The organism is Sphingobacterium thermophilum, assembly GCF_039541675.1.
GTDB lineage: Bacteria > Bacteroidota > Bacteroidia > Sphingobacteriales > Sphingobacteriaceae > Sphingobacterium > Sphingobacterium thermophilum.
This window is the reverse complement of record NZ_BAABGR010000033.1, coordinates 1-3,125: the sequence shown is the minus strand read 5'-3', so window position 1 is coordinate 3,125 and position 3,125 is coordinate 1. Positions and strand designations below refer to the sequence as shown.

Annotated in this window: 5 protein-coding genes; 1 reads left to right on the top strand and 4 read right to left on the bottom strand. The window is 38.5% G+C overall.

Annotation, left to right across the window (positions count from 1 at the left end; all coding sequences use genetic code 11):
- A partial coding sequence (gene map, locus ABD873_RS10650; protein WP_345068177.1) for a type I methionyl aminopeptidase occupies positions 1 to 520 on the bottom strand: 520 nt, incomplete at its 3' end.
- A 213-nt stretch (positions 521 to 733) separates the two neighbouring features.
- Entirely contained in the window at positions 734 to 1,738 is a 1,005-nt protein-coding gene (locus ABD873_RS10645; RefSeq protein WP_345068175.1) for an NAD(P)/FAD-dependent oxidoreductase, read from the bottom strand.
- A gap of 100 nt (positions 1,739 to 1,838) precedes the next feature.
- Here ABD873_RS10645 and ABD873_RS10640 point away from each other — a divergent pair, with 100 nt between their 5' ends.
- Positions 1,839 to 2,222 carry a Fur family transcriptional regulator gene (locus tag ABD873_RS10640; RefSeq protein WP_345068173.1) on the top strand — a complete coding sequence of 128 codons (384 nt, stop codon included), beginning with the start codon at positions 1,839 to 1,841 and terminating at the stop codon, positions 2,220 to 2,222.
- A gap of 14 nt (positions 2,223 to 2,236) precedes the next feature.
- Here ABD873_RS10640 and ABD873_RS10635 read toward each other — a convergent pair whose 3' ends face one another.
- Positions 2,237 to 2,551, bottom strand: a complete 315-nt coding sequence (locus ABD873_RS10635; RefSeq protein WP_345068171.1) for a DUF3817 domain-containing protein — start codon at positions 2,549 to 2,551, stop codon at positions 2,237 to 2,239.
- The coding region (locus ABD873_RS10630) for a hypothetical protein (protein ID WP_345068169.1) at positions 2,551 to 3,125 on the bottom strand (575 nt) is incomplete at its 5' end. The genes ABD873_RS10635 and ABD873_RS10630, both read right to left, overlap by 1 nt.

The window sequence follows — 3,125 nt, the reverse complement described above, 5'->3', positions numbered from 1 at the left end:
AACTCCTTCCGATGCCGTGTCCACCCAAATTTTTAACAACCTTGAAGCCTCTTTTTTTTGCTTCGGTTTCCATGATGTGTCCGATTTCTGAAATTTTTACACCACCCTTAATATTTCGGATGGCTTTTTGCAGGATTTCTTTGGATGCATCCACCAATTTTTGATGTTGGTTGACGTCTTCTCCAAGTACGAATGAGCCTCCGTTGTCCGACCAAAAGCCGTCGAGTTCGGCGGAAACGTCAATATTCACCAAATCGCCCTCTTTCAGTATTCTTTTCTCGGACGGAATGCCGTGGCAAAACTCATTGTCCACACTGATACAAGTCCAACCTGGAAAACCATAAGTCAGATACGGTGCGGATTTTGCTCCGAAGCCTGAAAGTATTTTTGCCCCGAAGTCGTCTAATTCTTTGGTTGTCATTCCCGGTTTTGCATAGTTGCGCATTTCCTTCAATGTGTAAGCAACCGCTTCGCTCACTTTTTGCATTCCGGTTAATTCTGATTCTTTCGTTATGGACATTTTTATTTGAATTAATATGATTCCTAAAAGTTCGCAGCTTTGGGAAGCAGCGGAGATAGAAACACAAAGCCTCAGTTTGTCACTACCTTAGCATAAGCCGTTTGCTAATTTATAAAAAAAAGAAGTAAATGAAGTTATAATAGTGCTACACTCTCAACTATTATCCCAATGCCAATCTACCTTTTTCATTCACTTCCTTGACGATTTTATCCATTAAAATTCTTCTTCGGTCATTATGTTGTTTATCATTCCACCTACAAGGTTTCCTGTCGCTACTGCATTGGCTACGGAACGCAACGGACTTGCATTGTCGCCACAAGCAAAAACATTTGCTACGGTTGTTTTTTGAAACATATCTACTTTTAGCAATCCTTGTTCTGTCAGTTCGCAACCCAATGTTTCGGGAATTTTGCAATGTTGTTCAAAGTCGGGTCGTGAGTAAATTGCTTTTAGGTCAAAGGTTGAATTGTCTTTGAAAATGATTTGTTTCAGATAGCCGTTTTCGTGTTTTATTTCTGCAATTTCTTTTTCAATTATCGGAATGTTATGTTTAGAAATTTTGTCGGCTTGCTCTTGTGTCAAAGTAGATTTTCCGTTTGTGAAAATGGTTAAATCTTTTGTCCAATTACGAATGAGTTGAGCATAATGAAATGCAAAATTGCCATTAGCTAAAATTCCCGTTTTTTCGTGTTTTACTTCGTAACCGTGGCAATACGGACAATGAATAACCGATATGCCCCAACATTCCGAAAATCCTTTAATGTCGGGCATTATGTCTTTTACGCCTGTTGCAAAAACAAGTTTTTTTGCTTCAAAAGTTTCGCCTGTTTTAGTGGTAATTGTAAAACCATTTTTTGTTCTCCTTCCGCTAACAGCGAGGTCGTTCAAAAATTTTACGGTATCGTATTTCAAAACTTGTTCTTTTGCTTTTTCGGCAATTTCACGTGGTTTTGTTCCGTCTTGCGTTATGAAATTGTGTGAATGTGGTGTTTGTCGGTTGCAAGGTAAACCACTGTCAATGATTAAAACATTTCGCAAAGCCCGCCCCAAGGCCATTGCCGCTGAAAGTCCTGCATAGCTGCCGCCTATGATGATTACATCGAATTGTTTTTTGTCTGTCATACTATTATCTTTTGAAAAGGTTATCAATGGAAAAGGCATTGCCAATGCGGTCAACGCCAATCCGCCTTGTTTTATTATTTCTCGTCTTGTCATCATCTTTTTTTGCAAAGATAGGAAATTTTTCATTATTGCGACAGTGTCGCAATAATTTAATGCGAATTTTTTGCATTACCTTTGTAAAAGAAAAACAGTAGAGATGAAACGCAGAAACACACCGTCAAAAGATGCCGTTCTGGACTTATTGATAAGTTCAGGAAAAGCAATGAGTCGTGATGCAATTGAAAAGAACATTGATGTAGCAATTGACAGGGCTACGATTTACAGAGTGTTAAACCGCTTTTGTGAAGATGGATTAGTGCATAAGATTGTAGCCGACGACGGAAAACAATATTTTGCGGTATGTATGAAATGTGATGAAAAAAAATTAGCGGATAATCATTTTCATTTTCGCTGTACGAGTTGTCAAACCATAGAATGTTTACCCGAAGCTGTTCATTTTTCCGTTCCCAATGGTTACAATGTCGAAAGCATAAATTGTGTACTTACAGGAATTTGTAAAGATTGTGCGAAGGTAACTTGAAACTTTTGTCTGCTTCATTCCTCGTCGATTTTACGAAGTATTTTATAGTCAATATAAAACGTACCAAAAGGAATAAAACAAGCAACAAGAATCTTCCAGGTAATCTCTTTAAATTTCCACTGTTGTTCTACTCCTACACGCAAAGCATTAAATACGAATAGCAGGAAAAGTGCGCCGTGAATGGGACCAAGTGACTTTGACAAGCCGGGAATATCCCAAACGTGCTTCAAGGGTACAGCAATAAAAACTAAGACAAGTAATGATATGCCCTCTAATATGGCAAGGATTCGTAAACGTCCGATAGATGTGTTGAAAAGTTTCTTCATCATTAAAATATTCTGAAATAAGGTCTGCCTGAAAAGGGTAAAAACGGCCAGGGAATGGCAATGAAAATGATAATGAGCGCAATAGAAAACCAAACCAACATTGTTTTGAATTTCTTCTTGTTTGTTTGCTGTCGCTTTGCCTTTGCCGAGCCGATTGTTACCACCACAATAGCAGTTAGCATTAAAATAATATGAATTAAACCGTAAAAAGTCAGTTCTAAGTTTTGAAAACTACTTTCCTTTTCTTTCCAAAAATATTTGACCAGCGGGCTCTTCGTATATAGGATGATGCCAATCATTAGTTGAATATGCGCAACCGTAGCCGTCCAGTGTCGAAAAGCGTTGTCCGTTTTTGAAAATGCCCTGTCGTTGACCAAGCCGACAAAGGCCCTGTAAATAGAATACAGTATAAAGACTAGTACAAGCCAACGAATCAAAGAGTGAAAGACTAATAAAGTGGAATACATTTTATGCCGTCGTAATTGTTTTTTGTTTTTTGAATACGTTCCAAATGGTAGGTGCACCAAAGAAGAACCAGATTGCCAGAACCGCATCGCACACGGCACAACCGGCGGAC

Bases quoted from the DNA above. Each gene is read 5' to 3' on its own strand.
- ABD873_RS10645 (WP_345068175.1), bottom strand. From the start codon at position 1,738: ATGATGACAAGACGAGAAATAATAAAACAAGGCGGATTGGCGTTGACC.
- ABD873_RS10640 (WP_345068173.1), top strand. From the start codon at position 1,839: ATGAAACGCAGAAACACACCGTCAAAAGATGCCGTTCTGGACTTATTG.
- ABD873_RS10635 (WP_345068171.1), bottom strand. From the start codon at position 2,551: ATGATGAAGAAACTTTTCAACACATCTATCGGACGTTTACGAATCCTT.